The organism is Candidatus Methylomirabilota bacterium (assembly GCA_028870115.1).
In the GTDB taxonomy this organism is placed as follows: domain Bacteria; phylum Methylomirabilota; class Methylomirabilia; order Methylomirabilales; family Methylomirabilaceae; genus Methylomirabilis.
The window spans coordinates 1-3,313 of the sequence record JAGWQH010000050.1; the positions used below are offsets into that span (position 1 = coordinate 1).

A 3,313-nucleotide genomic window follows, 5' to 3' on the forward strand; every position below is an offset into this window, starting at 1 on the left:
GGATTTCGCGCGCTGCCCGTACTCCGACAGGCCATGCAGCATGAACTCGGTGCACAGGCACGACTGACCGAACAGCAGGTGGCGTGATCTCATGACCGGGAGCTGGCTTCGCATAGTTCAACTAATTTTGGGATTGACTCGCTGGTAGTATGGGCATGTAGTAATGAACACCAGACGTTCATGAATAATGCAGGTTAAGCCGGCTGGAGTGGACCGCTGACGTGGCTGCAGCGGACGGTCGTCCACGCGAGTACGCTCGCGCATCCGCCTGCCGCTGACCCGCAGCCCCGTTAGGGCGCGCAAACCGAGAACTTTGTTTTCCTCCGCAAACCCCTTAGTGAAAATAGGGGTAGACCCCATTTTCACAAGGTCCCACTTGACACCAAAAGGCATGAGATCATCGCATGGTTTCGTGAAAGGGGGAAGGTTCGCCTTGGCGCTCCAGCGGTTGGGTGCCCCGGGTAGGAATCTCGTAAGGGGTGAGCTGCCGCGTAAGGCAAAGAAGAGCGAGACTTGACAATTTGTGGGATAGTGGGTAAAGTCCATTTAGCCACAAGTGAGGGATAAGTAATGAAGGTATGCTTTGATCGATGGGTAGTAGTAGGGCAGAAGGAGATCACACGATGATGTCATCCAATGAAGTGTTGTTAGACGAGCATTTCACGCCCGTTGGAAAGGGCACCTTGGACAGCAAGAAGCGCATCGCCCTCAGTAAGGCTATCGAAGCCTTGCAAGCCGTAATAGGCGAGGACGTGGAAAGGCTACGCTTCAAGATCGCTTGCAACAAGGCAGGCCAGATCCTGCTCTCTCCAGAAGCTACCGTTCCACTGCATGAAGCCTGGCTTTACAACAACAAGGCCGCACTTGAGAGCGTGCACCGAGGTCTAGAAGAAGCCGGACGCGGCAAGGCACGCAAGATCGGCTCGTTTGCTAAGCACGCCGACGACAAGATCGATTAGCGGTTGAACGTGCCTCGATTCACGCTGACATTCACGCCGACCGCAGGCAAGCAACTAGAGGCGCTTGAGCGAAACAAAGGCCTTGAGAAACGCCTGAAGGCGGTACGGAAGACCCTCGGCCTCATGGAAACCAACCTACACCATCCGAGTCTCAATACCCACGAATACAAGAGCCTGAAGGGTCTGCAGGGCGAAAAGGTTTTTGCATCCTACGCAGAGAGTAAGACGCCTACGGCCTACCGGATCTTCTGGCACTACGGGACCAAGCGGGGTGAGATCATCGTTATCGCTATCACGCCTCACCCGTAAAGCCGTACCATCCCACCGGTGCCTGTCCATCATCGCTCTACTTTCTACTTGACACCAAAAGGTATGGGATCATCATATAGTTTCGTGAATGGGGGAAGGTTCGCCTTGTCACACCTTGCGGCACCCCATGGCAACCCAGCGCACGTCCTGAATCGGGGTAGAAAAGGAGTACGTAACCCCTGCGTCGCTCAGTTCAAGTCGTGAGACGGCTGCACACGGCTTGCCTGATGAACAGTACCTACACTACAGGGATCGATGAGGCTTGAGGTCGTTGGCCCAATTGCAGACGTTGAGGTTATCGCGTCCGGCCCATCCATTCGAGTGCGCTCCTACCTTCGCAAGGCGTATGGCCGAGGTCGATGGCGGAAGTTGAAGGGTGTTGCCACCGTTCGCCTGCCGAACGGCGCTTTGCGGAGGGTAGAGTTGCATTGGTATGAAGCGCATGGTATTGGTAGGAGAGACCTGAGAATCAAACGCTACTTGGAGGACGTATGAAAACGCCTACGAAGCCGTTTGCGCTGTGTATCGATAACACGGACTATGAGGCATCACTCATTCTCGGTAAGGTCTATCACATTCTTCCGGATCCAAAAGCTGCCAAGGATGATCTTGTACGCATCGTCGATGAGAGCGGCGAAGACTACCTCTACCACAGGGGACTTTTTGTCTTTGTGGACTTTCCGAAGGTAGTGAAGAAGAAAATCCTCGCCCTTGCGACTGCTGCCTAACTCAAATTCGGACACTACGAATACGGTCAAACGGCTTGACCGTCTCCCAGGTTTGGAGTAAGGATCGTCACAACCTTTGCCTCTCGGAGCGGGAGGACCACATGGGCCATCCCACTGGAACCAGAGCACTCCTAGACCCTCGCCGCAGAGGGCTGGCCTGTCTGCGTGCCATGCACAGGCAGGCACCATCCGGCACTCCTTTGCCACCCAACTGCTGGAAGATGGCTGTGGCATCAGAACCGTTTAGGAACTGCTGGGGCACAAGGATGTGAGCACGACGATGATCTATACGTACATTTTGAACCAAAGTGAAAAAGGAGTACGTAGCCCAGCGGATGCGGAGGTGCAGCGCTTTCACAGCATCAGTAGTTAGGTAAAAAAACGCTCTACTGCAGCTGGAGATCAAGAATGCAGGCTAAACAAGAAACCAACCAGCACCGGAGCGATACTTGGACCGTGCTTTGGTTGGCGATTCTCGGAGCATTGCTTTATGGGTTTATGATTTTCCAATTCGATTATTTCCGGGTGCTGAAGCGCGGTGAGAACGGGCAAGCGGCTATTCAGATGCTCGATCAGATGAGGCGCCCGTTCCTTGCATTGAAGCAAGCGGAGCTCCGCCTGTTGCAGTCCGCCGGGGAGGTCTCCGCCATTTCCGGCATCGAAAGCGCGATACACGATGGGCGCCAGAAGCTTTCGGAATACCTTGAACTCGGAAGCTATAACGAGGAGGTACGAAAGAAGGTTGTGCTGCTCGAAGCAAGCTATGAAGCGTGGGTGTCGCTTGAGTTGGAACTGGTGCGCAGGAGGGCATTTCTTGCAGCAAATCCGAGTAGTTGGACGCAAGATCACGAGCTGAACGTACTCGTGCGCAGAAACTCCTCCGCGTTTCTAACTGTAATGGAGGTGCTTGGCGACGGCGAAAAACCCATACACTACGACATTAAAGCTGGAACCGCAGCGGTCCGTGGCCTGCTGGTGAGTTCACTGACCTTCATTGCATATCTAATCGGGCTAGCGTTCTTGCGGGGGTGGGTGGAGCATAGACGGGAGCATTTACATTACGAGAATGAGCTCCGGCTCCACCGCCTGGCTCACATAGACAGCCTCACCGGCCTCGCTAATCGCATCCTTTTTGACGACAGATTCTCCATTGCGATCGCCGCGGCCCGTCGTTACGAAGGTGTGCCATTCTTAGTTGAACAAGCGAAGCGACTCCCTTATGGTAGGACGGTTAGGTCCACTAACCGAGTACCCCACACAGAAAGGAGCCGCTTCATGAAAAGAGTAGTCCGAACCATGAACCAGGGCAAGGTGAAA

Annotated in this window: 4 protein-coding genes; all 4 read left to right on the top strand. The window is 54.3% G+C overall.

Going from position 1 to position 3,313, the window contains the following annotated elements; all coding sequences use genetic code 11:
* Positions 1 to 623: 623 nt before the first annotated feature.
* Entirely contained in the window at positions 624 to 959 is a 336-nt protein-coding gene (locus KGL31_05760; GenBank protein MDE2321410.1) for a hypothetical protein, read from the top strand.
* 9 nt (positions 960 to 968) lie between these two features.
* Complete coding sequence (locus KGL31_05765) at positions 969 to 1,268, top strand: hypothetical protein (protein ID MDE2321411.1); 300 nt, start codon at positions 969 to 971, stop codon at positions 1,266 to 1,268.
* A 491-nt stretch (positions 1,269 to 1,759) separates the two neighbouring features.
* A complete protein-coding gene (locus KGL31_05770) occupies positions 1,760 to 1,996 on the top strand; it encodes a hypothetical protein (protein MDE2321412.1) in 237 nt (78 codons plus the stop codon).
* A gap of 408 nt (positions 1,997 to 2,404) precedes the next feature.
* A partial coding sequence (locus KGL31_05775; GenBank protein ID MDE2321413.1) for a GGDEF domain-containing protein occupies positions 2,405 to 3,313 on the top strand: 909 nt, incomplete at its 3' end.

Bases quoted from the DNA above. Each gene is read 5' to 3' on its own strand.
- KGL31_05760 (MDE2321410.1), top strand. From the start codon at position 624: ATGATGTCATCCAATGAAGTGTTGTTAGACGAGCATTTCACGCCCGTT.
- KGL31_05770 (MDE2321412.1), top strand. From the start codon at position 1,760: ATGAAAACGCCTACGAAGCCGTTTGCGCTGTGTATCGATAACACGGAC.